This is a genomic window from Actinacidiphila epipremni, assembly GCF_012034175.1.
Classification (GTDB): domain Bacteria; phylum Actinomycetota; class Actinomycetes; order Streptomycetales; family Streptomycetaceae; genus Actinacidiphila; species Actinacidiphila epipremni.
The window spans coordinates 394,990-419,961 of record NZ_JAATEJ010000002.1 but is presented as its reverse complement, the minus strand read 5'-3'; the positions used below and the strand labels follow the sequence as shown (position 1 = coordinate 419,961).

Here is a 24,972-nt window from a genome sequence, read left to right as displayed (position 1 = left end):
GCGTAAGGACCGCCCCGATGGCCGCCGCGGTCCTGGCCCACCAAGGCGCCGGCACCGTCCAGACCCGGGCTGCGGCCATCCGCGACTGGCACCTCGGCGAAGCCGCCCACCCGGCCATGGTCGCCGCCGCCGCCCGCGCGGGATACGACCTCACCGGCCACCAGGGCGTACAGGTCAGCCCCGAACTGCTGGAATGGGCCGACGTCGTCCTGGCCATGGACGCCGCGGTCCTGGACGCGCTGCGCGCACTGGCGGACGAGGCCACCTCGCCCAAGCTCGCGCTCTACCTCGGCGACCGGGACGTGCCCGACCCCTGGCAGCAGTCCGACGAGGCGTTCACCGCCTGTGTCAGGCTCATCGAGTCCGCGGCCGGGCACCACCTGGTCTCCGTGCAGCCCGGGCAGCCCGGCCCGATCGCCTTCGCCGGCCCGGGGCCCCATCCGGGGGAGGCGGTGACCCAGGCGGGTTCGATCGGGTCCATGCCTGCGCGGGATGCCGGAAAAGTGAGCTTATGGTCATTTCCGGAAGGAAAGGGGCGGAATCTCGCCTCATGGCCATACTGAGGAGGCTCACGAGTGATCCCCTGGCGTGAACGACGTGGACGGACCGGGCGGGCTGGACGGACCGGGTGGCGCGGGCGGACGGCGGCGCTGGCGGTCGGGGCTGCGGTCGCGGCCGGCGTGGTGGGGGTCGCCCCGGCGGCCGTCGCCCTCGATCCGTCGACGACCACCGTGCAGGCGTCGCCCGCGTCGGCGACGACCGGGCAGCTGGTGACGCTGACCGCGACGGTCACATGCACCTCCGACCCGAGCACCGGCCTCGGCGTGACGTTCTTCGACGGCCCGGACCTGCTCGCCACCGCGCCCGTCGGCACGGACGGCGTGTCCACGCTGACGACCGGCTTCACCACCACCGGCACCCACACCATCACCGCCGCCTACAACGGCGACGACGGCTGCGGCGCCTCGAACGACACCACCGACGTCACCGTCTCCGAGGCGCCCCCGACCCCGCCGTCGAACACGCCGGGGTGCCTGCTCTGCGGCCTCATCGACTTCGGCGTCGGCGACATCCACAACGAGATCAACAGCCACAACATCACCACCGTCAACCGCTGAGCCCCCCCGCGGCCCGGGCCCGCAGGCTTTCACGGCCTGCGGCCCCGGGGCCGGAGTCCGGTCAGGGTGCCGGGGTGTCGCACAGGGCGTGGTCGGTCAGCGCCTGGACCGCGCGGTCGACCTTGTCCTGGTCGATCAGGGCGGTCGTGGTCGTGAGGGAGACGGTCACCGCGCGGCTGCCGTCCGCGGAGACGGCCGGGCGGGCGTAGACGCCGAGCCCGTCGCCCTCGTGCATGTCGTACGTGCCGCCGCACGTCAGCGGGACGACGCGCAGCCCCAGGCCGTAACCGCCCTGCGTGCCGGCGGGCGGCACGGGCAGGTCGTCGTACGGGACCGTCGTGCGCATCTGGGCCAGTTGCGCGGGCGGCAGCAGCTTGCCGGCGGCGAGGGCGCGGAAGAAGGTGTCGAGGTCGGCCGGGGTGCTGACGACGCCGGAGTCCGCGGTGTGCTGGAGGCTCTGCTCGGTGAGGTCGGCGGCGGTGCCGTCCGGCAGGGTGATCGTGACGCGCTCGTGCGGCCCGACGAGATAGGGATTCGCGCCGGGGATGTACGTGTGGGTCAGCCCGAGCGGCGCGATGACGCGGTGCTCCACCAGCTCCTGCCAGCTCCGGCCGCCGCTCGCCTGCTGCGCGATCATCGCGGCGAGCAGGTAGTTGGTGTTGGAGTACGCCCAACGGCCGCCGCCGGGCGTGAAGTTCGGCGGGTGGCTCATCGCGACGGCGACCAGGTCCCGCGGCGGGGTGTCGTCGTAGCGGTTGTCGTCGAAGTGGCCGGTGATGCGGTCCTGGACGGCCGGGTCCTCGATGTAGTCGTAGATGCCGCTGGTCTGCTGGAGCAGGTCGCGCACGGTGACGCGGCGCCCGTCGTTGCCGTGGCCGGCCACCACGCCCGGTAGCCAGTGCTCGACGGTGTCGTCCAGCGAAAGCCGCTGCTCGGCGGCGAGTTGGAGGACGACGACCGCGGTGAAGGTCTTGCTCGTACTGGCGATCCGGAACTCCGGGTCCCACGGTACGGGCGCCGTCGAGCCCAGCCCCTGTGTGCCGAGCCTGGCCCGCAGCGGCTGCCGCCCCGAACGGTCCACCCGCGCGACGACGTTGACGTCCCCGCCGCCGGCCGCCCGCACCACCGCGAGGTCCCGGCGCAGATCGGCCGCCGAGTAACCCCGGTGCGGCCCCCGCCCGTCGGCCCCCGCGGGCGCCGCCCCCAGCACCGACGCGGCCAGCGCCACCACCCAGGCGGCACCGATCACCCGCTTCGTCGTCATCCCCGTCCGCATCGCCCAACTCCTCGGTCAGCCCCACCCGTTCGCTCCCGGGCACCCCCCGAGTCAACCGGCCCCGCACCCGCCACGCCCATCCGGCCCACCACCGCCCCGAAGGTGGGGCCAGCCCCACCCCGCGGCACGCCGCACGCGGAATACGAACCCCGGAATTCGCATTTACGCGGCCAAGCGGAACCGCCTCTCCTTGTTGCGCTTCCGGCGCCATATTTCCCTACGGTTTGGATACGTTTAGACGCGTATATGCATATGGCCAGCCCTCGAAACGGCGGCTACGGTTTTCAGCGGCAAATGAATTCGTAATCGCCACGACACGGGAGTGGACCCACATGAAGAAGCTCACCAACCGCATGCTCGGCACCCTCGCCACCAGCGCAGTCGCGGTGGCCATCGCCTGTACGGGCGCGCCTGCCGCCCACGCGGAGCAACAGGCGCCGACCGCCCGCCCGGCCCTGAGCGTGCAGCCTTTCACGGCCCACAAATGCGGAAGCGTGTACTGCGTCAATGTCTACGGCTCAGGTCTGCACGTGGATTACGAAACCGTCGCCCGCGCGAACAACGGCGCGATGAGCGGCTACGTCAACGCCCAGGACGACGACGACTCCTGGCACAAGGCATCCGGCTATTTCGCCGTCACCAGCGGCCTGACCCGCCTCAACATCGACCACAGCTTCTCCAACAACAGCACCTTCTGCGGCGGCGTGAAGTCCACCCCGGACTGGCAGGACTACAAGGACATGGTCTGCGTGACCATCCACAGCTGACCCCACCCACCGCCGCCCCCGCCCCGACCGCCGGGCAGCGGCTCAGGGAGTGGCCGCCGGCGGCGGGAGCGGGGCGATCTCGCGGGCGAAGAAGCGCTCGTACTCCTCGCCGAGCGCGTACAGCTCCTCGAAGCCGGCCGACGTCTCCGCGATCAGGTCCGGGTCGGTGAAGTGGTTGGCCCCCGCCGCGTTCCCGTCCGCGTCGTACTGCACCTCGAACATCGCGACGTCCCCGAGAATCACCACCTCGGGGACGTCGCGGTGCATCTCGACGTCCGCGATCGTCCCCGCGTCGAGCACCCGGATCCGGTCACCCGCCCCGACGCGCAACCGGAGCACGTGCAATTCCCACTGCACATACGGCGTCACCGGGAATTCCACCACCCGTAGCCGCCGCTGGACCACCCCGAGGCGGTCCATTTCCGCCACCTGCTGCGCATACGTATCGCGCCGCTCGCACATGAGCGAAAGCGCCTCGTCCCACCGCCCGGCGGCGAACGCCTCCCAGCTGGCGAATCCGCGCTCCTTGAAATGCTGGCCGCGCTCCAGTTTGTCGAGACGCCGGATTCCGCTTCTGAGGACGCGGTAATACTCTTCGTGGTAGTGGGGGCGGTCCAGGCGCGTGAAGCTTCCCCGGGGAAACGAATCAAACACCGGGGATGTCCGGCTTCGCCGCGACGAGCATGCTCCTGGGGATCACCACGAGCCGTTCGTCCGGCCCGAGCGAGACGCCGGGAGGTAGCCTGTCAGCGAGCGAACTCGTCAAGTCCCGCCCGATCACCGCGATGTCGCCGTTGCTCAGCTCCCACATGTCGGGACAGTCGGGGGTGTCCGACGTGACTCCCAGCTCCTGGGGCGACTTGCCGATGCGCCGCAGGAATGTCGTCCCCGGATCGGCTTCCCAAGGTCGTGGCACGGTGGCCTCCCGCTGCGTGGACCGAATGCCGCAACGCTAGCACCGCGCAGGCCCGCGGCCAGCGGAATTCGCGCGGGTTTCGAAGGGATTCGAAGGAAACAGGCCATCGCGCGACACGAATTCGCGGTGTCGACGCCTGGGCGCCCCCTCCGTAAAGTTGTCGGCGAGCCGCCTGATTCAGGGAGAGCCATGGATCCGGAGATCAGTTCACTCGCGCAGAGCGGTGGAGCCTCACTCGTGGCCCTCATGGCGGCCGACGCCTGGCAGGCGGCACGCGAGGGCGTCGTCCGACTGTGGCGGCGTGTGCAACCCCAGCGTGCCGAAGGCGTGGCCGCCGCGCTGGACGTCGGGCACGCGGAGGTGCTTGCGGCCACGGCAGCGGGCGACCAGGAGGCCTTGGACGAGTTGCGCGCCGAATGGCAGGGCAGGTTCCGGCGGTTGCTGGTCGCCCGCCCTGATGCGGCAGCGGAACTACGGCGGTTGCTGGACGAGATCGGTCCGCCGGCGCCACCCGCGGTTCCCGACGTCACGCAGCACGCCACCGCTTCCGGTCACGGCCGGGTCTACCAGGCCGGACGAGATCAGCACATCACCGGACGATGAGCGGCACCATGGACGGCCGGGCCGCGGACGGCGGCCGGGTCTACCAGTCGGCCGGCGACCAGCGCATCACCGAGCACCACCACCACGGCGGCCGGCCCGCCACGGACGGGCCCGACTCCGTCCGCCGCCCCGCGGTCGGCCGGACGCCCGTGGTGCTGCGCGACCGCAGTGAGGTGCTGACCCGGCTGCGCGAGGGCCTCACGTCCGGCCGAGCCGCCGGTGTCTACGTCCTGCACGGAATGGGCGGCTGCGGGAAGACCGCGGTCGCGCAGGCGTTCTTCGACATCGCCATCCGCGAACACGGGCGGGTGGGCCTGTGGGTCGATGCCGCCGACAGGGCCGGGTTGCGCGCCGGCATGCTCGCAGCTGCCGCGGACCGCGGCGCACGCGACGGGGAGCTGCTGGCGGCCCACCAGGGGCACCGGCCCGCCGCGGACCTCGCCTGGCAGTATCTGGACCGGTCACCTGAGCCGTGGCTGCTGGTGCTGGACAACGCAGACGACCCGGCGATCCTGCGCGACGGCAGCTGGCTGCGCGGCAGCCCGCGCGGCACGGTCCTGGTCACCACCCGCCGGGCTGCCGCCCGCTGGTGGCCCGGCGCGCAGCTGCAGCACATCGGCGTGCTTCCGCGCGAGGACGCCGCGCGCGTGCTGTGTGACCTCGCTCCGTACAGCGGCACCCTGGAAGAGGCGGCGGCGATCGCGGACCGGCTGGGGCGACTGCCCTTGGCGCTCACCCTCGCGGGCGGTTTCCTGGCCCAGCAGGTCATCGACCCCTGGACCATGGACCACTACGGACGGCGGCTCGAAGAGGGCGAGGCGGTCGCGCTCATCGACCGGGGGGCGGACGCCCTGACCGAGGAGGACCCGAGGCATCTGGTGGGCAGGACCTGGCAGTTGACGCTCGACGCGTTCGAGCGGCGCGGACTGCCCGAGGCCGTCTCGCTGCTGCGGCTGCTGGCTCGCCTCGCGCCCGAGCCGCTGCCCCTGTCCGTACTGAACCGGCCGGAGATCTCCGCGGTCCTCCCGCCCGGCCGCGCCGAGACGGCGCTGGGAGCGCTGCTCGACCACTCGCTGACGCAACTGGTCGACCTCGCCGGCCTGCGCTGCGTCCACACTCACGGAGTGCTCCTCGACGCGGTCGCCGCCGCCACACCGCCGGGCCTTCCCGGCGTACTCGACGCGACCGCCGTCCGGTTGCTGGACGCGGCCGTACCGGCTCGTCCGGCAGCCGGCCCGTACGATCCACGGCTGCGGCTGCTCGCCCCGCACGTCCTCACCCTGCTGCGCAGGGCCGCCGCGCCACCCGGGGCGGGCGACGCACTGGCGCTCGCCACCCGCCTGGCCACGGCCCTGCACCGGACCGGGGACTACCTGTCGGCCTGGGAGACGGCGGGCGCGGCGGCAACCTTGGGCGCACGGGCGCTCGGCGAGGAGCACCGCCTGGTGCTGGCCGCACACGCGCGAACCGGACGCTCCCTCTTCCGCCTTGGTCGATACGCCGAGGCCGAGCCGCTGCTCCGCCGGATCCGGGCCGCTCAGTCGAGGCTCCTCGGAGCCGACGACCCCGACACCCTCGACACGGGCCAGGGGCTGCAACTGGTCCTCGGCAACAACGGCAGGCGCGAGGAGGCCGTGACCCTCCTGCGGTCGGTCGTGGCGGCCCGTGAGGTCGTCCTCGGCGCGGGCCACCCCGCGACGTTGCGCTCGCGCACCAGCCTGCTCGCGATGCTCACGGCGGTGGAGATCGCAGCCGAGGCCGAGGCCGACGACACGTTCCTTGCGCTGCCGGAGACCTGCGCCGCGCACCTGGGTCCCGATCACGCGGTCACCTTGGTCGCGCGGCACAACCACGCCCGGGCGCTGTTCGTGCTGGGGCACCACCGGGCGGCCGATGACGAGGTACGGCAAGTAGTGGAGGACTACCGGCGGGTGCTCGGCCCCGACTACCCGGTCGTGCTCGGCGCCCTCCAGCTGTACGCCCAGACCCGGGCGGCGCTCGGCCACTCGGATGCCGCGCTCGGCCTGATGGCCCAGGTCGTGGCGGGACGGGAACGCAATCTGGGCGCGGACCACCACTTCACGGCCGTGAGCCGGGAGTTGCGGGAGAAGCTCGCCTCGGGGCGGTGGAGGCCGCCCAGGGCGGTCTCCGGGGGGTGAGGGTCAGGCTGCGGGGACCGTCTGGGGTGGCGGGGTGAGGACGCGGGTGAGGGCGGTGGGGGTGTCGCAGGGGGTGCAGCCGAGGGCGACCTGGCGGGTGACGATCGCGCGTTCGGCGCGGTAGAGGTGGAAGCCGCGGCGCAGCAGGAAGGGCACGGACTTGCGGCCCTCGCGGATGTCGCGCAGGAAGCGGCGGCGGGCGGTGGTGGAGGGCCGGCCGCGCAGGCAGATCGCGTCGGCGAGGATGCCGAGGTCGCGGCAGCGGGGGACGATCTCCGCGGCGAAGATGCCCTCGGCGACGAAGACCGGGGAGCCGGCCAGGTCGAGGTGGGCGGTGCCGGTGGCGGCGCTGGCGGCGATGTCGTAGACGGGGGTGTCCGCCGCGCCCTGCGCGCACAGCCGGGCCACGGCCGCCACCGCCGCGTCGGCGTTCCAGGACTGCGGCGCGTCCCAGTCCGTCGCCCCGCCCGGCAGCCGGGGGAGGGTGGGGTCGTCGCCGTCCTTGTAGAAGTGGTCGAGGGCGAGCACCGGCAGCCCGGCGCGGGCGGCGAGCGTCGTCTTGCCCGAGCCGGACGGCCCGGCGAGCAGGATCACGCGGGCGGGAAATGAACTCACGGGAAACCATTGTCCGCCATACCCGCCAGGACGAGCCCGCCCGGTCGCCGAACTACCGTACGCGCTCGCCGCGTGACCCGCCGCCGCGCCGCCGCGCCCTCACCACGCGGTGCCGAACGGCGCGACCTGCACCGCGCACACGCTCAGGCCGAGCGGCGCCAGGGTCAGCGCGCGCGCATCGCCGGGGAGCGTGAAGTGGAGGGCGGTGGGGCTGTCCCAGCTCTCGCACGGCGTCCACACCATGGCGAAGCTCGTGGCGGCGCCGGGGGAGAGCACGACGTCGTGCGCGGCCACGCCCGGCGTGCGGGTGACGGGCAGCGGGCGCCGCTCGTCGGCGGCGGTACGGGGCGCGCACGGGGTCGGCGGCAGGGCCGGGGCGACCGTGCCGCAGTCCTGCACGGGCGTGTGACCGGAGGCGGTGACGCCCGGCCAGCCGCGCAGCAGGCACGTCGCGGCGGAGGCGTTGCGCAGCTCCAGCGTCGTGGTGGTGCGACCCACCCGGGAGTTGTCGGTCGCGCCCCGGGCGAGCGTCAGCTGCCCCGCGGTGCACGCCGGGTGACGTGCCGCGTCGGCGTCGGCCCCGGGCGGTACGGTCTTCGGCGCGCCTTTCCTGCCGGGCGCGGCCGGGGGCGCCGACGTGGCCGGCGCGGTCCGGCCCCGCGCGGCAGCCGTACCACCCGCCGCCGTTGCCGTTGCCGCCGTTGTCGTCGCCGTCGGCACCGCCGGTACGGACGCGTCCAGGCCGTCCGCTCCCCGGACGCCGGCCCGGCATCCCGCCACCGCCACGAGCACCGTCAACCCCACCGCGAGGGCCACCCCGCCCCTGCTCTTCCCCACCATTCCCCGCACGGTACGTGCCCCGCCGCCCCCGCCCACCGGGCCGACGCGTCCCGACGCCGGGCCTTTGCCCCCGTTCACCGGCCTGCGTTCCGGCCTCGCACCCGCCGGGCGACTACACACCGCGCGCGATCCGTTACGCTGGGCGCCTGTCGTACGTCCCCGAGCAAGACCCAGGTGCCGCCACATGCCCTCCCTGCGTACCGCCCTCGCCCTGACCCTCACCGCCGCCGCGGCGACCCTCCTGCCGGCCGCCGCGGCGACCGCGGCCACGCCCGACCACACCACCGGCGCGGACCTCGCCTCGTCCGCCCCGGACACGGCGGACACCGGGGGCACCGCGCCGCAGGCCGCCGCCGCCTCGCCGCTGGACGCGCTGCCGCTGGACGCCCTGCCCACCTCCACGGTCACCGGCGCCCTGGCCCCGGGCATCGCCCCGGTGCGCAACCTCACCCTCGACCCGCTGTCCAACACCGGCGTCGACCCGCTGGACAACGGCCTCGGCTCCCAGGTCGCCGACTTCAAGCCGCTGTCGACGACCACCGTCACCGACGAGATCACCCGGGGCGGCAGCCTCGGCACCCTTCCCCTCGTCGGCCCGCTGACGGGCCTGCTGCCGCACTGAGCGCGGGTACGGGGGAGGGCGCCGACCGGGAGCTCAGACGCCGATCGGGTGCCAGACCGTCTTGGTCTCCAGCCACGCCGTCAGCCGGGACGTACCCGGCTCCGCCGCCCAGTCCTCGGCGGCGGGCCGGCGGACCCGCTTGAGGGTGTCCGCCGCCGCGGCCTCCAACTCGACGGCCAGGTCGGCGTCCGCGCCGGCCAGGTCGAGCGCGTTCACGTCGCCGTGCGCGGCCAGCGGCGCCGCCAGCTCCGCCGTACGCCCCGACAGCACGTTCACCACGCCGGACGGCACGTCCGAGGAGGCCAGGACCTCACCGAAGGAGAGCGCCGGCAGCGGAGCGCGCTGCGAGGCCACGACGACCGCGGTGTTGCCGGTGGCGATCACCGGCGCGAGCACCGAGACCAGGCCGAGCAGCGAGGACTCCTGCGGCGCCAGCACCGCGACCACGCCGGTCGGCTCGGGCGTGGAGAGGTTGAAGAAGGGCCCCGCCACCGGGTTCGCGCCGCCCACGACCTGCGCGATCTTGTCCGTCCAGCCGGCGTACCAGACCCAGCGGTCGACGGCGGCGTCCACCGCCGCCGCGGCCCTGGCCTTCGACAGCCCCTCCGCCTCGGCGACCTCGCGCACGAACTGCTCGCGGCGCCCCTCCAGCATCTCCGCGACCCGGTAGAGCACCTGCCCCCGGTTGTACGCCGTCGCGCCCGACCAGCCGGCGACCGCCTTACGGGCCGCGACGACCGCGTCCCGCGCGTCCTTGCGCGACGCCAGCGGCGCGTTCGCCAGCCACTGCCCGCTCTTGGAGTCCGTCACCTCGTACACCCGGCCGCTCTCGGAACGGGGGAACTTGCCCCCGACGTACAGCTTGTAGGTCTTGAAGACCGCAAGACGCGCCTGCTGCTCAGCCATCCCGGACTTCCCGGTCCTCTCGGCTTTCCCGTCCTTCTCGGACCTCTCGGACCTCTCGGAATTCTCGGGCCTCTCGGACTTCTCAGACATCTAGGTACGCCTCCAGGCCGTGCCGACCGCCCTCCCGGCCGTAACCGGACTCCTTGTAACCGCCGAACGGCGACGTCGGGTCGAACTTGTTGAACGTGTTCGCCCACACCACCCCCGCCCGCAGCTTGTTCGCCATCGACAGGATGCGCGAACCCTTCTCCGTCCAGATGCCCGCCGACAGCCCGTACGGCGTGTTGTTCGCCTTCTCGACCGCCTCCGCCGGGGTGCGGAAGGTCAGCACCGACAGCACCGGGCCGAAGATCTCCTCGCGCGCCACCCGGTGCGCCTGCGTCACGCCGGTGAACAGCGTGGGCGCGAACCAGTAGCCCGCCGAAGGCAGTTCGCACGCCGGCGACCAGCGCCGCGCGCCCTCCGCCTCGCCCGCCTCGGCCAGCGCGGTGATCCGGGCCAGCTGCTCGGCGGAGTTGATCGCGCCGATGTCGGTGTTCTTGTCCAGCGGGTCGCCGACCCGCAGTTGGCCCATCCGCCGCTTCAACGACTCCAGCAGCTCGTCCTGTACGGACTCCTGCACCAGCAACCGCGAGCCCGCGCAGCACACATGGCCCTGGTTGAAGAAGATGCCGTTGACGATCCCCTCGACCGCCTGGTCGATCGGCGCGTCGTCGAAGACGATGTTCGCGGCCTTGCCGCCCAGTTCCAGCGTGACCTTCTTACCGGTGCCCGCGACGCTGCGGGCGATGGCCCGGCCGACCTCCGTGGAGCCGGTGAAGGCGACCTTGTCCACGCCCTCGTGCGCCACCAGCGCCGCGCCCGCGTCGCCGTACCCGGGAAGGATGTTGACGACCCCGCGCGGCAGCCCCGCCTGCCGGCAGACGTCGGCGAAGAACAGCGCCGACAGCGGAGTGGTCTCGGCGGGCTTGAGCACCACCGTGTTGCCGGTGGCCAGCGCCGGCGCGATCTTCCACGCGAGCATCAGCAGCGGGAAGTTCCACGGGATGACCTGCCCCGCCACGCCCAACGGCCGCGGCGCCGGCCCGAATCCGGCGTAGCCGAGCTTGTCGGCCCAGCCGGCGTAGTAGAAGAAGTGCGCGGCGACCAGCGGGAGGTCGACGTCCCGGGTCTCGCGGATCGGCTTGCCGTTGTCCAGCGTCTCCAGGACGGCGAGCTCGCGGGCCCGCTCCTGGAGGATGCGGGCGATCCGGAACAGGTACTTGCCGCGCTCGGCGCCGGGCAGCGCGGCCCAGCCCGGGAACGCCCGGCGGGCGGCCCGCACCGCCCGGTCGACGTCCGCCTCGCCGGCCCGGGCGACCTCGGCCAGCACCTCCTCGGTGGCGGGGGAGACCGTCTTGAACACCGTGCCGTCCGCGGCGTCCGCGAACTCGCCGTCGATGAACAGGCCGTAGGACGGTGCCAGGTCGACGATCGCCCGGGATTCGGGCGCGGGGGCGTACGGGAACAGGTTGTTGGCCATGACGATCAGTCCACCGTGACGTAGTCGGGGCCGGAGTAGCGGCCGGTGCTGAGCTTCTGCCGCTGCATCAGCAGGTCGTTGAGCAGGCTGGAGGCGCCGAAGCGGAACCACTCGGGGCTGAGCCAGTCGTCGCCGAGCGTCTCGTTGACCATCACCAGGTACTTGATCGCGTCCTTGGACGTCCGGATGCCGCCGGCCGGCTTGACGCCGACCTGCACGCCGACCGCGTCGCGGAAGTCGCGCACCGCCTCCAGCATCAGCAGCGTGTTCGGCGGCGTGGCGTTGACCGCGACCTTGCCCGTCGAGGTCTTGATGAAGTCCGCGCCGGCCAGCATCGCCAGCCACGAGCAGCGCCGGATGTTGTCGTAGGTGGCCAGCTCGCCGTTCTCGAAGATGACCTTGAGGTGCGCCACCGTGCCGTCGGCCCGTACGCACGCCTGCTTGACCGCGCGGATCTCCTCGAAGACCTCCATGTAGCGGCCGGACAGGAAGGCGCCGCGGTCGATGACCATGTCGATCTCGTCGGCGCCGGCCGCCACCGCGTCCGCGGTGTCCGCGAGCTTGACCGGCAGCGCGGTGCGGCCGGCCGGGAAGGCGGTCGCGACGGAGGCGACGTTGATGCCCGAGCCCTCGCCCAGCGCCTCGCGGGCGGTCGCGACCATGTCCGGGTAGACGCATATCGCGGCGACGTGCGGGGTGCCGGGATCGGTCGGGTCGGGCCGCAGGCCCTTGGCGCACAGCGCCCTGACCTTGCCGAAGGTGTCGGCGCCTTCCAGGGTCGTCAGGTCGATCATCGAGATCGCCAGGTCGATCGCGTACGCTTTCGCGGTCGTCTTGATCGAGCGGGTGCCGAGCCCGGCGGCCCTGGCTTCCAGGCCGACGGCGTCGACGCCGGGCAGCCCGTGCAGGAACCGCCGCAGGGCGGCGTCCGAGGCCGTGACGTCGGCCAGCGCGGCGAGCCGGCCGGGGGCGTCGGGCCCGTATGCGGGAACACTTGAGGACATGGTCACCAGCCCAGCATATCTACGCGCGTAGCGATTCACCACCCTCGGGGTCGGACCCCGCCGCCCTCCCGGCGAGACGCGACCGCAACCGGGTCGTGGCCCGGCCGGGCACCCGCGTCGGGCACAATCGGTCCTTATGACGAGTCCGAGGTCCGACCGCCCGAGCCCGCCGGACGGCGGCGGTCCGGGGCAGCCGCAGTACGCCGACCGCAGCTACCGCTCCGTGGCGGGGATGGTCGGCGGGGCCGGGCTGCTGCTCGTCGCGTGCTGGCTCGGCGCCGACGCCATCGCCCGCGGCAAGGGCCACACCCCCTGGCTCGCCATCGCCGGGCTGCTGCTGGCGCTGCCGCTCGTCATCGCCCTGACGCTGCGGCCCGCGGTCTTCGCCAACAACGACCGGATCCGGGTCCGCAACCCCTTCCGTACGATCACCGTGCCCTGGGAGGGCGTCGACGCGGTGCGCTCGTCGTACACCACCGAGCTGCTGGCCGGCGGGAAGAAGTTCCAGCTCTGGGCGATCCCGGTGTCGCTGCGGGCCCGCAAGCGGGCGGCCCGGCAGGACGCGCGGGCCAAGGCGGCCGGCGACGACGCCTTCACCCCCGGGGGCGGCAAGGGCGCCTTCCGGCGGCCCTCGTACGGCCGGACGACCACGCCGGTGCCCGGCGCCGACCCGACGATCCGGGCCTGGTCCGACCAGGCGCTCCAGGAGCTGCGCGAGCTCGCCGAGGCGCGCGAGTCCGCCACCCGGGACGAGTCGACCGCGCCCGTGGTGCGGTGGTGCTGGGAGGTCCTGGCGCCCGCCGCGGCGGGACTGGTCGTGCTGATCGTCCTGCTCGCCATCGGCTGAGCCCCCGCCCGAGCCCTCACCCGAGCGCGCGCCCGAGCCTGCCCCGAGCACCCCGGGCTCACCCCCGCGCCCGAGCCCCGCCTCGCGCCCGCGCTTCCCTCCGCGCTCGCGGCCCCTTTTTCCACCATCCCCTATGGCATGGTTGCTCCCGTCCTGGGAGGGCTCCCATCGCCCTGAGTGATCGTGCGTGAACGAGGGGCAACTTCAACGTGAAGGATCCCGTGGAGATCCTGTGAGGCAAGCCCCAACTATCAACCGCCCCATACATTGCCCGTGCTGCACAACCGCCACGCAGGCGGTGCATCGCGGCACACCTCCGTAGCGCTGGGGCTGCGGGGGCGTCCGTCAGGGGTGGGGGTGGCGCTGTGACAGGGGACGTCAGGGGGGCGAGTACCAGGGGGACGGGTACTCGATGCCAGGTCGACATCAACGAGGACGGCTGGTTCTCGTGGCGGTTGACCGCGAACAACGGCCGGGTGATCGCGCTGGGGGCGCGTACGTACCAGGACGAGGCGCAGTGCAAGACCGCGTTCGAGGCGCTGTGTACCGGGGCCGACGGGCTGGCCGGCGGTGTGCAGCACGCGGCGGAGTCCAACGGCTGGGTGTGGCGGCTGCGCGGCCCCGACGGCCAGGTGCAGGCGGTGTCCGCCCGCGCGTACGAGCGGCACTCGACGTGCCAGGCCGCCTACGAGCGCTTCCGGGTGCTGCTGCTCGGCCTCGGCGCGGCCGAGGCGGTCCCGTGGGGCGACTCGTCCTGACGCCCCCGCCCGGGTATCCGCACCGCCGCCAGGTGAACTGAAGTTGCCCCTACGGGTGCTGTCGTTCACGTTGGCGTGGAGGTCCCGCCATCGCGTCCCAAGAGCGTCAAGGCGTGACAATGCGAACACGGGCACGAACTGCGGGTGCCGGTACGAGCCCCGAGCCCGGCGCGGCCGACGACCGGGCGCGCCGGCTGCACGGCGACTCCGGGCCCGCCGACCGGCTGTTCCGCGCGGTCGCCACCAGCGGCGGCAGCCTCGTGCTCGCCGTGATGCTGCTGGTCGGCGGCTTCCTGACCTACCGGGCGTGGCAGGCGCTGCGGGTGGCGAAGTGGTCGTTCCTGACCACGGCCGCGTGGGAGCCGGACGCCCATCATGTCGGCATCGCCGCCGTCATCACCGGCACGGTCCTGATCGCCGCCGTCGCGATCGTCTTCGCGGTGCCGCTGGCGATCGGCACCGCGCTCTACATCTCCGAGTACGCCCCGCCGCGGCTGCGCCGGACACTGATCAGCACCATCGACCTGATGGCCGCGGTTCCTTCGGTCATCTACGGCCTGTGGGGCCTGTTCTTCCTCCAGGGCAAGGTGATCGGCCTGGCCCGCTGGCTGTCGACGTATTTCGGCTGGTTCCCGCTGTTCAAGGTCGACAACGCCGACCCGCACGACCCGCTGGCCACCGCGACCGTCTACACCGCCTCGACCTTCATCGCCGGCATGGTCGTGGCGATGATGGTCACCCCGATCATCTGCTCCATCATCCGCGAGGTCTTCTCGCAGGCCCCGGTGGGCGAGCGCGAGGGCGCCTACGCGCTGGGCGCGACCCGCTGGGGCATGATCCGCGCGGTCGTCCTGCCGTACGGCACGGGCGGCATGATCGGCGGCACGATGCTGGGCCTCGGCCGGGCGCTCGGCGAGACCATCGGCGTCTACCTGGTCATCTCGCCGGTCTTCGAGATCCAGCCGCACATCCTCCAGGCGGGCACCAGCTCGGTCTCCTCGCTGATCGCCCTGCGCTACGGCGAGGCGTCGCAGTTCGGCATGTCCGCGCTGATGGCGGCCGGCCTCGCGCTGTTCCTGATGACCCTCGTCGTCAACTTCGTCGCCTCCTCGATCGTCGCCCGCAGCCGATCCGGCGCCACCGCCGAATAGCCGAGCAATCGGCGGAACCAGGAGTTCCCTCGCCATGACCACGGACGCCATGGAAGCCATGGACGCCCCGGACGCCACAGCGGCGCAGCGTACGACCCTCCCGCGGCGCGGGACGGGCGCCGCAGAACCGCGCCGGTCGACGTCCGGGCTGCACGACAGCGACTACTTCGCGGTCTTCGGCGCCGCGGCGGCCTCGCTCGCCCTGACCTGGCTGTTCTTCAGCCGCCTCGCGCCCTTCAGCGGTCTGCTGGGCTTTGTGGTCTTCGCGTACGTGCTGTTCCTGGTGCTCTACGCGATCCTCGTCTCGTACGACGAGGACGGTCCTGCGGTACGCGACCGGATCACCTCGGTGATCGTGCACAGCCTCGCGGCGGTGCTGCTGCTGGCGCTGGTCTTCGTGGTGGTCTACACGATGTGGAGTGGCCGCAAGGCGCTGCCGCACCTCAACTTCTTCACGCAGGACATGACGAACGCCGGCCCGCTGCAGCCGCTGACCATCGGCGGCAGCCGGCACGCGCTGATCGGCACCCTGATCCAGATCGCCATCGCGCTCGCGCTGACCGTGCCGGTGGGCCTGCTCGCCGCGGTGTTCCTCAACGAGGTGCCCGGCCGCTATGCGCGCCTGGTGCGCACCGTCGTCGAGGCCATGACCGCGCTGCCCTCGATCGTGGCCGGCCTGTTCGTCTACGCCACCGCGATCCTCGCGCTCGGCGTGGAGAAGTCCGGCTTCGCCGCGTCGCTGGCCATCTCGGTGATGATGCTGCCGATCATCATCCGCGCCGCCGACGTGGTGATCCGGCTCGTGCCCGGCACCCTGCGCGAGGCGTCGTACGCGCTCGGCTCACCGCGCTGGCGGACCGTGTGGCATGTGGTGCTGCCGACCGCCCGCTCGGGCCTGACCACCGCCGTCATCCTCGGCACCGCGCGCGGGATCGGCGAGACCTCGCCGGTCCTGCTGACCGCGGGATACACCGCGGTCACCAACTACGACCCGGTGCACGGGCCCATGGTGTCGCTGCCGCTGGCCACCTTCGAGTTCGTCAAGTCCCCCCAGCCCACCATGATCGCCCGCGGCTTCGGCACCGCGGCGCTGCTGCTCGTCCTGGTGCTGCTGCTGTTCGTGGCCGCCCGGCTGATCGGCGGGCGCGCCGCCGGCGAGCTGAGCAGGCGGGGGGTCCACCGCCGGGTGGTCGCCTCCCGCCGGGACAAGCGCCGGATGGACGAACGCCGCACCGCCCGTGGGCTCGCCGGTGTAACCGCCGGCGCAGCCGCCATGTCGTACCCCGCCCACCCGGACCGCCCGGAACACCCCGGAACCGGCCCCGCACAGGGAGTTGACGGATCGTGAAGAAGATACGGGCAGCGGCGGCATCCCTCGCGCTGCTCATCTGCTCGCTGCTGATGCTCGGGCCGGCGCCGACCGCGTCGGCCGAGACGTACGCGCGGATCAGCGGCGCGGGCTCCACCTGGAGCCAGAACGCCATCGACCAGTGGCGGCGCGAGGTCGCCCAGTACGGCATGACCGTCGACTACACCGGCAGCGGCTCGACGGACGGCCGCAACCAGTTCAAGCAGAGCACCGTCGACTTCGCCGTGTCCGAGATCCCGTACGGGATGACCGAGTTCGGTGTCCGCGAGGCGCCGCCGACCCGCGGCTACGCCTATATGCCGATCGTGGCCGGCGGTACGACCTTCATGTACAACCTGAAGATCGGCGGCAAGCGGGTCACCAACCTGCGGCTGGACGACGCGACGGTCGCCAAGATCTTCACCGGCGTGATCACCAACTGGTCGGACAAGGAGATCGCGACCGAGAACCCGGGCCTGACGCTGCCGAACCGCAAGATCATCCCGGTGGTCCGCTCCGACGGCTCCGGCTCCACCGCCCAGTTCACGCTGTGGATGTCGAAGACGCAGGGCGCCATCTGGAACAGCTACTGCGCCAAGCTCGGCAAGCCCACGCCGTGCGGCCTGACGTCGTACTACCCGATCAGGCCGGGCTCCGGCTTCATCGCCCAGTCCGGCTCGCTCGGGGTGGCCGGCTACGTCAAGCAGAACTACGCCGAGGGCGCCATCACCTTCGTCGAGTACTCCTACGCGATCGCCGCCCACTTCCCGGTGGTCAAGGTCGAGAACGCGGCCGGCTACTACACCGAGCCGACCCCGAGCAACGTGGCCGTCGCGCTGACCAAGGCGCAGATCAACCAGAACAAGGACTCCACGCAGTACCTGACGCAGATCCTCGACAACGTCTACAGCTACCGCGACCCCCGGGTCTATCCGCTGTCCAGCTACAGCTACATGATCCTGCCGACCAAGCTGGAGACCCCGCTCACCGAGGCCAAGGGCAAGACGCTCGGCGCGTTCGGCTACTACTTCCTGTGCCAGGGCCAGGCCCAGGCGACCCCGCTGGGCTTCTCGCCGCTGCCGATCAACCTGGTGCAGGCCGGCTTCGACCAGCTCAAGAGGGTGCCGGGCGTGGTGCCGCAGAACATCAACGTCGCCGGCTGCCACAACCCGACCTTCTCCACCGACGGCACCAACACCCTGGTCAAGACCGCCCCTTACCCGAAGGCGTGCGACAAGGCCGGCCCCCAGCAGTGCAGCGACGGCACCGGCGGCGCCCCCGCCCCGACACAGGTCAAGCCCGCGGCCAACGGCAGCGGCGGCTCCTCGGGCGGCACCGCCACCAGCGGCGGCACCGGCAGCGGTACATCGACGGGCGGCACGGGCACGAGCACCGGCGGCACCTCGACAGCCGGCGGCAGCAGCGCGGGCACCGCGGGCGGCGGCGGCTCGGCGGCCGGCGGCACCGGCGCGGTCGACCCCGACACCGGCCAGGTGATCGGCGACGGCACCGGGACCGGCGACAGCACGGGCACCGGGACCAGCGCCCAGGACATCACCGCCTCCAGCGTCACGGTCGGCGACGAGTCCTTCTGGGGCCTGCGGACCTGGCTGATGGGCCTTTCGGCGCTCATGCTGCTCGCCGTCGTGATCGTGCCGCCCACCCTGGCCCGGCGGTTCGCCGGCGGCGCGAAGAAGGGGAACTCGTGATGGCCGCGCGGGAGAAGACCGCCGGGCGACCGGTCCTGGTGCGGTTCTGCGGCGTGCTCACCGCGGCGCTCGCCGCGGTCGGCCTGGTGCTGCTGCCGGTGCCCTCGGGCAACCCGGCGCACGCCGCGGACTCCGGCTCGGACTCTGGCTCCGGCTCGGCGGTGACCAAGTCCGGGACGAAGGGGCCGTACGACGACTTCTCCGGCCTGAAGGTCACCGTCGAGCAGACCAAGGGGCTGCGCAGCCAGGCGGTCAGGGTGTCCTGGACCGGCGGGCAGCCGACGCTGACCGCCAGCGGCCCGTTCGGCGCCGACTACCTCCAGATCATGCAGTGCTGGGGCAACTCACCGGACGGCCCCGACCGTACGCAGTGCGAGTTCGGCCAGGGCCCGCTGCTGAGCGCCGGCGCCGGCGGACTCGTCTCGCAGCGGCAGGTCGGCAACCCCAGTGCCCAGGACGTCAACCACCTCTACGACCCCGCCGAGACGGAGTACCCGCGCGAGGGGCCCACCCGGGGGTTCATCCCCTTCCAGCCCGCCGTGGGCGATGCCGTCTCGGACCAGACGAACCTGGGCACGTACTTCTCGAACCAGAACACCAACGAGCAGCCGTACAACTCCACGGGCGCCGACGGCTCGGGGCAGAGCATCTTCCACCTGGACTCCTCCGCCGACTCCGACGTGCTCAACTGCGGTGCGGTCGCGGAGGGCGAGACCCAGCCGCAGCCGTGCTGGCTGGTGGTCGTGCCCCGGGGGACGCACGAGCCGGACGGTACCGTGTTCAAGTCGTCGGCGGGACTTCTGACCTCGGCGCTGTCCGCGAGCAACTGGGCCCAGCGCATCGTCTTCCGGCTGGACTTCGCGCCGAACGAGTCGTTCTGCCCGATCGGCCAGCTCGAACGCCCCACCACCGGCTCCGAGATGATCCAGGAGGCGATGGGGGCGTGGGAGCCTTCCCTCTGCACGGGCGAGAAGATCACCTACTCCTACGACCAGCAGAGCGACGACGTCGCGCGTGACCTGGTGCTCGGCGGCGCGGAGGGCAGCGCCGGCCTGGCGTTCATCCAGCGGCCGGTCCAGCCACCGCCCGGCTCCGCGCCCTTCGTCCACGCACCGGTGGCGATCTCCGGCCTGGTGATCGGCTACAACATCGAGGTGTCGGGCTCGTCCGTACAAGTGCCGAGACTGAGACTGAACGCCCGCCTCGTCGCGAAACTGCTCACGCAGTCCTACCACTGCGATCTGCCGGGCCCCAACAGCCAGGTCTTCCGGGGGAAGTTGCCCCAGACCAACCCGACGACCCTCTACCAGGACCCGGAATTCAAGGCACTCAACGCGGGCTTCCGCGGAATCGGCCCGTGCCAAGGGGGCCTGATCGTCCCGCAGAACCCCTCGGACGCCGGGGCCCAGCTGTGGCGGTGGCTCCGCAGCGACCCCGACGCGGCGAACTTCCTCAAGGGGAAGCCCGATCCCTGGGGCATGAAGATCAACGCCAGCTTCCTGGACGAGCACGCCGACGCGGCCGACAGCACGCTCGCCGACTTCCCCCGGCCCGACCCGACCGCATGGGTACCCGCGCCCGACCACCCGGACCTCACGGTGAACGGCGTCGGGGTCAACCCGTTCGGCGGGAGCCTGCACGACGACGCGACCCGGGTCCGTGACGCGTACAACCAGGCCCTCACCACTCCCGACCTGCTGAACCAGCCGCCGAAGCTGACCGGAAACCCGCAGCAGCCGGGGATGCGCTTCGAGATCGGCCTGACCGACGTGGCCACCGCCACCCGCTACCGGCTCGGCACCGCCGAACTGCTCAACGCCCACGGCGACTTCGTCTCCCCGACCATCGACGCCATGACCAAGGCGGTGAACGCGATGAAGGAGAGCGGGACCTCCGGGGTGCTGGACCAGAACCCCGCGCTGCGCACTCCCGGCGCCTACCCGCTGACCTCGGTCACCTACGCCGCCGCCTCCACCGGGCTCGACGCCAAGGCCCGCTCGGACTACGCCACGCTCATCCGCTTCGCGGCCGGCTCCGGCCAGACCCCCGGCATCGGCCTCGGGCTGCTGCCACCGGGGTACGCGCCGCTGACGCCCGCGCTCAAGGAGCAGGCGCAGGCGGCGGCGACCCGGCTGATGGCGGGGGCGCCGTCCGTACCGGCAGGCCAGAGCGACAACGGCGGTGCGAGCGGCGGCTCCATGAGCTTCACCGGCGGCGGCAGCGGCGGGACCGCCTCGTCCGGCGGCGGCACCGGCGGGACGTCGGCCGGCACCGGGGGCACACCGTCCCCGGGCGGCACACCGGCCGCCTCCGCCGCCGGCGGTACGTCAGGGGGCAGCACACCGCCGGGTTCGCACAACGTCGCCGAGAGCGGCAGCAGCACACCGGGGATCATCCTCGGGGCGGTGCGCTGGGTGCTGCTCATCGTGCTCGTCGCCGGAGTCGCCGGATCGCTCGGCGGACCCCTGCTGATGCGCGCCGGCGCGGTGCACGGCACCGGACGCAAGCTTTTGAGCCTGAACCGGGGGAACCGGAAAACTCCGTGATCCCGTCAACCTACGCGCCCCGTAGAAGGAAATTCCTGAACCTTGGTGAACGCCTTGTGTTCACTTTACCGGCGAAGCGGATTTGTTTCTTGCGGTCGATGGATTGTGCAGGATGTTCGGTGTGCCCGACCGAATCGGCCGGGCACACCGGAAAAGGGAACCGGAAAAAAAATCCCCGCACGTCGCACCTGGAATTCCATCCGCCTCACCACGGAGGAAAGCAAGTGAACGTGAAGTTCGCCGCCCGCGCGGCCCTGGCCGGCGGTATCGCCGCCATCTCCCTGGGCGCGCTCGTCGCGCCGGCGCAGGCCGACCCGCAGCCCGACCCCTTCACCGGGAACACCTTCCGGCAGCTCGTCGGCGTGGGCTCCGACACCACGCAGGACGTCATGAACGCCCTGAGCCAGCAGATCGTGGACTCGGACAACTTTCCCGACCCGCTGCTGATCGCGTCGTACAACGCGACCAACCCGAACTGGGACCCGACCGACAACATCCCGCCGCAGCACGACAACATCGTGACGCGTTCGGGCAACACCGCCTTCCCCCGCCCGGACGGCTCCGGCGCCGGTATCGCCACGCTGATCGGCGACACCAACGCCGCCGACGTCGACTTCGCCCGTTCCTCGAACGGCCCGGCGACCCCCGGCAACGACCTCACGTTCATCCCGTACGCGCTGGACGCGGTGACCTGGGCCGTCAAGCCCACCAGCCCGCTGAACGGCGAGTCCTTCACCAAGGCGGACCTGCAGAACCTGTACCAGTGCAAGGACCTGGACGGTAACCCGCTGCTCCCCAACACCTTCGCCGAGGTCGACGGCGTCGAGGTGCACCCGCTGCTCCCGCAGGCCGGCTCCGGCACGCGGAAGTTCTGGGAGGCGCAGCTCAACATCACCGACGCCACGCTGGGCTCCTGCGTCAGCGACAAGAAGAGCGACGGCACCGACGTGCAGGAGCACGACGGTTCCGGCCTGCAGCGGGACGGCGACATCATGCCGTTCTCGATCGCCTCGTTCATCGCGCAGACCAACAGCGCGACCACGGGTGTGACCGACCGTCGCCACGGCGCGGTCCTGCAGACGATCGGCGGCTCGCAGCCGACCGTGAACAGCAAGCTCAACACGGACTTCCCGATCACGCGTGAGGTCTACAACGTCTTCCGCACCACGCGGCTGGCGGACCCGGACATCTTCCTCGCGTTCGAGAGCAAGTTCGACGACCCGTCGCTGCCGAACATCGCCATCTGCGACCAGGGCGACATCATCGAGAAGTTCGGCTTCGCGCAGGTCGACAACTGCGGCGCCACCAACATCACCGGCAACTCCTGATCGACGCCGGCTGATCCGGCTCACCGAGCCCCCCCGCCCCATCGGCCGGGCACCCACCGGGTGCCCGGCCACCCCGCCCCACCGACGAGACGTCCCGACCTCCAGATGGAGAGACACAAAGATGAACCGGAGACTGCGCGGCGCGCTGTTCGGCGCGCTGGCCATGCTCATGGGCGGCGGCGCCCTCCTCACCGCGACCGGTACCGCCAGTGCGCAGACCGCGCACCACCACGACGCGCCCAGGGGCGCCGCGGTCACGCTCACCGCCCGCAGCACCAGCATCACCGACAGCTCGCCGTTCAGCCAGGTCTCGGTCGACACGGCCTGCCCCACCGACTACCAGGACAACCTCAACGTGTACGTGGTGGCCCCCGACGGCCGGGAGTCCACCGTCGCGTCCCGGGTCACCGACGGCGCCCCGTTCAGCAGCCGCCCGGTCACCGCGACGATCCCGGCCGCCACCACCGGCCAGACCGTCGTGCGGTCCCTCAAGACCGCGCTCGCCCTGGTCGGCCAGCCGATCCACGACGGCGTCTACCCGATCCACGTGGTGTGCGGCAACGCCGACCCGGCGGCCTTCCTGGAGCACCCGGCCAGCACCGGCTTCATCGAGGTGACCGGCGACACCTTCCAGGTGAAGAACCTGGCCGCGCCGGTCGTCACCAGCCTCAAGCTCTCCGCGAGCCCGGCCGGCCACGCGCTGGTCGGCCAGCCGATCACCCTCACGGCCAAGGTCACCCCGAACGTGCCGGGCGTCGTGAAGTTCACCACCAACGGCACCACCCCGGTCGGCTCCCCGGTGCCGGTCGTCGACGGCCAGGCCGGCGTCGTCGCCCCGTCCGTGACCACGCCCACCGTGCGGACGTACGTCGCCACCTTCGTGCCCACCGACCAGGTCGGCTACGCCCAGGACGTGACCGTCTTCCGCTACTCCGTCACCAACGCCCCCGCGATCCAGGTCACCGACGCCGCGGGCAACGCCCTCACCGGCACGCCCCGGCTGACCCCCGGCCAGCACATCACGATCTCCGCGCAGGGCTTCCTGCCGGAAAGCCAGGAGAAGGTCCTGCCGTTCGTCTCCAACGCGCTCGCGCTCTACGCGCCGGTCGCGACGGACGACCAGGGCTCCCTCACCGGCTACGACCTGACCGTGCCCGTGCTGAGCGGTCGCGGCAGCCACACGCTGACCCTCACGGGCCTGCGCAGCTTCGTCCAGGTGTCCTTCACCTTCACCACGAAGTAACGCCGGCACCGCGCTGAGCAGCGCCGACGCACAACTGGCCGGGCACCTTCCAGGTGCCCGGCCTACAACCGTATCCCCAAGGGGACGAGGAGAAATGAAACGAAGAATCCACAGCGCGCTGTTGAGTGTGCTCGCGCTGGTCCTGGGTACCGGCGTCGTGCTGCTCGGTGGTGCCGGGCCTGTGCAGGCCGACACGATCCCCGGGAACATCACGCTGTCGCCCGGCAGCGGCAACACCACGGACGCCGTGCCTTTCACCTCGATCCAGGTGGACCAGGCGTGCCCCGAGCACTACCGGGACTACCTGACGGTCAGCGTGGTCAGCGCCACCGGCCGGTCCGGGGTCGTGATCGACAAGATGACGTCGGGCGCCCCGTTCGACGCGGCGTTCACCGCCACCGTGGCCGGCTCGCCCACCGTCCGCACCCTCAAGACCGCCATGACCCTGGCGGCCATCACCGGTGACGGCACCTACCCGCTGACCGTGGCCTGCCGGGCGAACGACACGGCGACCTACCCCAATCCGCCGACTTTCCAGACCGCGATCGTCGTCACCGGCACCACCTGGACCCAGAAGGTGGTGACCCCGCCGACCACGACGAGTGTGGCCGTCACCGCGAGCCCCGCCAACTACGTCCAGGTGAGCCACCAGCTGTCGCTCACCGCGAAGGTGACACCGGCGACCGCGGTGGGCACGGTGATGTTCTACTGGAAGACGCACACGCCCGTGGACGCCGCCGAGACGCCGATCCGGCTCAACGGCCAGGGCACCGCGACCTTCAGGTTCACCGCGGACAGATCTCCCACCCCGGCCGTCTTCGTCGCCGAGTTCCATCCCGACGACACGGCGGCGTTCGCCGCGTCGACCGGCACGCTGAACCTGGGCCTGGTGGACGAACCGGTCATCACCGCGCTGGACGCCTCCGGCAACAACCTCACGGACACCCCCAAGCTGACCGGCGGCCAGAAGCTGAAGCTCACGCTCGCGGGCTTCCTGCCGGGGGGCGCCAACCCCGGTGAGTCCGTCGACATCAGCCTGGACGGGACGCCCACCGACCCGGCGACAGCCGTGGCCGACTCCGCCGGCGGACTGGCCAACCTCGACTTCACGGTGCCCTCCGACATCGCGGACGGTGTGCACAACCTGGAGTTCAAGGGCCACACCAGTGCCATCGCGATCGACTTCGGCTTCAGCGCCGGGGCCGCCGGCTCCGGTGACACGGCCGGCAGCACCGCGGGCGACACCAGCGGGGACACGGCGGGTGACACCGCGGGGGATACGGCCGGCGACACTGCCGGTGACACGGCGGGGGACACCGCGGGCACCACGGCGGGGGACACCGCCGGTGACACCTCCGGGAGCACGGCCGGGGACACCTCGGGCGGCACCGGGGACACCGGCGGGACGCCCGGCGACTCCGGCGGCACCTCCGGCGGGTCGAACCTCGGCCCGCTCGCCGCGACCGGCGCCGGCGGGGCCGTCACGTACGGCGTGCTCTCGCTGTTCCTGGTCGCCGGCGGCGGCTACCTGGTCTACCGGGTCCGGCGCGACGGGAAGCTGCTGACCTTCGGCAGCGGGCCGCGCGACTGACCCGCCCGGGCCGCCGGGCGGCGGACGCGTGACGTACCCCCGTCGCGTCCGCCGCCCGGCACCGGCCACCCCCACGGCACGCATACCGCACCGCACCTCACGA

The 24,972-nt window shown here is 72.2% G+C and carries 23 protein-coding genes; 15 read left to right on the top strand and 8 right to left on the bottom strand.

Translation table 11 applies throughout. From position 1 onward, the window contains the following. The first annotated feature begins 17 nt into the window (after window positions 1-17). Both HCN08_RS04685 and HCN08_RS04680 read left to right on the top strand, forming a co-directional pair. Window positions 18-563, top strand: a complete 546-nt coding sequence (locus tag HCN08_RS04685; protein WP_167981548.1) for an arsenate reductase/protein-tyrosine-phosphatase family protein — start codon at window positions 18-20, stop codon at window positions 561-563. Window positions 564-575: 12 nt separating this feature from the next. Further along, window positions 576-1,118, top strand: coding sequence for an Ig-like domain-containing protein (locus HCN08_RS04680; protein ID WP_322974227.1), 543 nt, complete (start codon window positions 576-578; stop codon window positions 1,116-1,118). A 61-nt stretch (window positions 1,119-1,179) separates the two neighbouring features. Here the strand turns inward: HCN08_RS04680 and HCN08_RS04675 are convergent, their stop codons facing one another. Beyond that, window positions 1,180-2,394, bottom strand: coding sequence for a serine hydrolase domain-containing protein (locus HCN08_RS04675; protein ID WP_167981547.1), 1,215 nt, complete (start codon window positions 2,392-2,394; stop codon window positions 1,180-1,182). Between the two features lie 332 nt (window positions 2,395-2,726). Between HCN08_RS04675 and HCN08_RS04670 the strand changes: the two genes are divergently transcribed. After that, window positions 2,727-3,161: a hypothetical protein gene (locus HCN08_RS04670; protein ID WP_167981546.1), complete on the top strand. Its 435-nt coding sequence runs from the start codon at window positions 2,727-2,729 to the stop codon at window positions 3,159-3,161. Window positions 3,162-3,203: 42 nt separating this feature from the next. Here the strand turns inward: HCN08_RS04670 and HCN08_RS04665 are convergent, their stop codons facing one another. Continuing rightward, window positions 3,204-3,815: a DUF6879 family protein gene (locus HCN08_RS04665; RefSeq protein ID WP_167981545.1), complete on the bottom strand. Its 612-nt coding sequence runs from the start codon at window positions 3,813-3,815 to the stop codon at window positions 3,204-3,206. Continuing rightward, entirely contained in the window at window positions 3,808-4,077 is a 270-nt protein-coding gene (locus HCN08_RS04660; protein WP_167981544.1) for a hypothetical protein, read from the bottom strand. The genes HCN08_RS04665 and HCN08_RS04660 overlap by 8 nt, the downstream gene beginning before the upstream one ends. 189 nt (window positions 4,078-4,266) lie before the next feature. On the opposite strand from HCN08_RS04660, the gene HCN08_RS04655 reads away from it, so the two are divergent. Together HCN08_RS04655 and HCN08_RS04650 are read left to right on the top strand one after the other, a co-directional pair. After that, on the top strand, window positions 4,267-4,680 hold the full coding sequence (locus HCN08_RS04655) for a hypothetical protein (RefSeq protein ID WP_167981543.1): 414 nt from the start codon (window positions 4,267-4,269) through the stop codon (window positions 4,678-4,680). Further along, on the top strand, window positions 4,677-6,839 hold the full coding sequence (locus tag HCN08_RS04650) for a tetratricopeptide repeat protein (protein WP_240969750.1): 2,163 nt from the start codon (window positions 4,677-4,679) through the stop codon (window positions 6,837-6,839). Before HCN08_RS04655 ends, HCN08_RS04650 begins: the two co-directional genes overlap by 4 nt. A gap of 3 nt (window positions 6,840-6,842) precedes the next feature. Here the strand turns inward: HCN08_RS04650 and HCN08_RS04645 are convergent, their stop codons facing one another. After that, window positions 6,843-7,454, bottom strand: a complete 612-nt coding sequence (locus tag HCN08_RS04645; RefSeq protein WP_167981542.1) for a uridine kinase family protein — start codon at window positions 7,452-7,454, stop codon at window positions 6,843-6,845. A 99-nt stretch (window positions 7,455-7,553) separates the two neighbouring features. Beyond that, entirely contained in the window at window positions 7,554-8,294 is a 741-nt protein-coding gene (locus HCN08_RS04640; protein WP_167981541.1) for a DUF4232 domain-containing protein, read from the bottom strand. 184 nt (window positions 8,295-8,478) lie between these two features. Between HCN08_RS04640 and HCN08_RS04635 the strand changes: the two genes are divergently transcribed. Beyond that, window positions 8,479-8,916 (top strand): hypothetical protein, encoded by a 438-nt coding sequence (locus HCN08_RS04635; RefSeq protein WP_167981540.1) that lies wholly within the window; start codon window positions 8,479-8,481, stop codon window positions 8,914-8,916. Between the two features lie 33 nt (window positions 8,917-8,949). On the opposite strand, the gene HCN08_RS04630 is transcribed toward HCN08_RS04635, so the two are convergent. The 3 genes from HCN08_RS04630 to deoC all read right to left on the bottom strand — a co-directional run bounded on the left by HCN08_RS04630 (window position 8,950) and on the right by deoC (window position 12,348). Further along, window positions 8,950-9,822 carry an aldehyde dehydrogenase family protein gene (locus HCN08_RS04630; protein ID WP_206318326.1) on the bottom strand — a complete coding sequence of 291 codons (873 nt, stop codon included), beginning with the start codon at window positions 9,820-9,822 and terminating at the stop codon, window positions 8,950-8,952. Between the two features lie 82 nt (window positions 9,823-9,904). Continuing rightward, window positions 9,905-11,344 carry an aldehyde dehydrogenase family protein gene (locus tag HCN08_RS04625; protein WP_167981538.1) on the bottom strand — a complete coding sequence of 480 codons (1,440 nt, stop codon included), beginning with the start codon at window positions 11,342-11,344 and terminating at the stop codon, window positions 9,905-9,907. A gap of 5 nt (window positions 11,345-11,349) precedes the next feature. After that, window positions 11,350-12,348, bottom strand: coding sequence for a deoxyribose-phosphate aldolase (deoC, locus tag HCN08_RS04620; protein WP_167981672.1), 999 nt, complete (start codon window positions 12,346-12,348; stop codon window positions 11,350-11,352). A gap of 136 nt (window positions 12,349-12,484) precedes the next feature. Here deoC and HCN08_RS04615 point away from each other — a divergent pair, with 136 nt between their 5' ends. The 9 genes from HCN08_RS04615 to HCN08_RS04575 all read left to right on the top strand — a co-directional run bounded on the left by HCN08_RS04615 (window position 12,485) and on the right by HCN08_RS04575 (window position 24,869). Then, window positions 12,485-13,195 (top strand): PH domain-containing protein, encoded by a 711-nt coding sequence (locus tag HCN08_RS04615; protein WP_167981537.1) that lies wholly within the window; start codon window positions 12,485-12,487, stop codon window positions 13,193-13,195. Window positions 13,196-13,560: 365 nt separating this feature from the next. Continuing rightward, window positions 13,561-13,953: a DUF1508 domain-containing protein gene (locus HCN08_RS04610; protein ID WP_322974226.1), complete on the top strand. Its 393-nt coding sequence runs from the start codon at window positions 13,561-13,563 to the stop codon at window positions 13,951-13,953. A gap of 119 nt (window positions 13,954-14,072) precedes the next feature. Beyond that, entirely contained in the window at window positions 14,073-15,104 is a 1,032-nt protein-coding gene (gene pstC, locus HCN08_RS04605; protein WP_167981671.1) for a phosphate ABC transporter permease subunit PstC, read from the top strand. 34 nt (window positions 15,105-15,138) lie between these two features. Then, complete coding sequence (gene pstA / locus HCN08_RS04600; RefSeq protein WP_206318325.1) at window positions 15,139-16,452, top strand: phosphate ABC transporter permease PstA; 1,314 nt, start codon at window positions 15,139-15,141, stop codon at window positions 16,450-16,452. Further along, window positions 16,449-18,161 (top strand): phosphate ABC transporter substrate-binding protein PstS, encoded by a 1,713-nt coding sequence (locus tag HCN08_RS04595; protein ID WP_167981535.1) that lies wholly within the window; start codon window positions 16,449-16,451, stop codon window positions 18,159-18,161. The genes pstA and HCN08_RS04595 overlap by 4 nt, the downstream gene beginning before the upstream one ends. Next, window positions 18,161-20,707 carry a hypothetical protein gene (locus HCN08_RS04590; protein ID WP_167981534.1) on the top strand — a complete coding sequence of 849 codons (2,547 nt, stop codon included), beginning with the start codon at window positions 18,161-18,163 and terminating at the stop codon, window positions 20,705-20,707. The genes HCN08_RS04595 and HCN08_RS04590 overlap by 1 nt, the downstream gene beginning before the upstream one ends. A gap of 224 nt (window positions 20,708-20,931) precedes the next feature. Continuing rightward, window positions 20,932-22,035 (top strand): substrate-binding domain-containing protein, encoded by a 1,104-nt coding sequence (locus HCN08_RS04585; RefSeq protein ID WP_167981533.1) that lies wholly within the window; start codon window positions 20,932-20,934, stop codon window positions 22,033-22,035. A 121-nt stretch (window positions 22,036-22,156) separates the two neighbouring features. Continuing rightward, complete coding sequence (locus tag HCN08_RS04580) at window positions 22,157-23,278, top strand: hypothetical protein (RefSeq protein WP_167981532.1); 1,122 nt, start codon at window positions 22,157-22,159, stop codon at window positions 23,276-23,278. Between the two features lie 94 nt (window positions 23,279-23,372). Next, window positions 23,373-24,869 (top strand): hypothetical protein, encoded by a 1,497-nt coding sequence (locus tag HCN08_RS04575; protein WP_167981261.1) that lies wholly within the window; start codon window positions 23,373-23,375, stop codon window positions 24,867-24,869. Window positions 24,870-24,972 lie beyond the last annotated feature (103 nt).